Origin of the sequence: Enterococcus sp. S183_ASV_20 (assembly GCF_018919685.1) — a bacterium.
GTDB lineage: Bacteria > Bacillota > Bacilli > Lactobacillales > Enterococcaceae > Enterococcus > Enterococcus faecalis.
Genome location: NZ_JAHLRI010000155.1, coordinates 1 through 907 on the forward strand (window position 1 = coordinate 1; position 907 = coordinate 907).

Here is a 907-nt window from a genome sequence, read left to right on the forward strand (position 1 = left end):
GAATCAAAAGAAACTGTACAAAATAGAGAACAAAAACAACAAATGCCAGAAATGGCGAACGCCGAACCGTTTTATGGTATGGATGATATGGAACCGCCTGCTTATCATTAAAATTTATCTGAAGGAGGGAGAAAATGAAAAAGTTAATCGGTAAAAAGTGGCTGCTGCTTACAGCAGTAGCCACTTTTTTATTATCAGGATGCGCAAGTCTTGAACAAAAAGCACAGGATAGTGTAAAAGAAGTTACTGAAAATGTTACTCAAACTATTTCAAACGATCAACGTATACCAGCTGATTTTGTTAGGCACGTGGATGGCGATACCACAGTATTAAAAATTGACGGAAAAGAACAAAAAGTTCGGTTTTTATTAATTGACACACCCGAGACTGTGAAACCGAAAACAAAAGTTCAGCCGTTCGGATTGGAAGCTAGCAAACGTACAAAAGAGCTTTTGTCTAATGCTTCAGAAATTACTTTTGAATATGATCAAGGCGATAAAACAGATCGCTACGGCCGAGCGTTGGGTTATATTTTTGTAGATGGAACATTACTACAAAAAACACTTGTGAGTGAAGGTTTAGCACGTGTGGCCTATATAAAAGAACCTAACACTAAATATTTGTCAGAACTAGAGCAAGCCCAAGAACAGGCTAAAAATGAGTCACTCGGAATCTGGAGCATACCAGGTTATGTGACACAACGGGGGTTTAGTAAATAAATAAGAAATCGCTATGAATTATTGAAAGTTTTTGGCGAGAAATTATAACACATTATGTTGTTGTTAACAACATAATGTGTTATAATTATATACATAAAGGAGGGGTAAAGGTGGCTACTACAAAAAAGAAACCTATACATGTAAATGTTGATGAAAATTTAAAAGAAGAAGCAGAACAATTATTTGAT

At 35.6% G+C, this 907-nt stretch carries 1 protein-coding gene and 2 pseudogenes; all 3 read left to right on the top strand.

Translation table 11 applies throughout. From position 1 onward, the window contains the following. Positions 1 to 111 (top strand): annotated as a pseudogene (locus KQI94_RS16880) (single-stranded DNA-binding protein); the annotation flags it as partial. 23 nt (positions 112 to 134) lie between these two features. Next, complete coding sequence (locus KQI94_RS16145) at positions 135 to 719, top strand: thermonuclease family protein (protein WP_002368095.1); 585 nt, start codon at positions 135 to 137, stop codon at positions 717 to 719. Between the two features lie 110 nt (positions 720 to 829). Beyond that, positions 830 to 907: pseudogene (locus tag KQI94_RS16885) on the top strand (type II toxin-antitoxin system antitoxin, RelB/DinJ family); the annotation flags it as partial.

What these genes read in the sequence shown, in the direction of transcription:
- KQI94_RS16145 (WP_002368095.1), top strand. Translation starts at nt 135, where the DNA reads ATGAAAAAGTTAATCGGTAAAAAGTGGCTGCTGCTTACAGCAGTAGCC.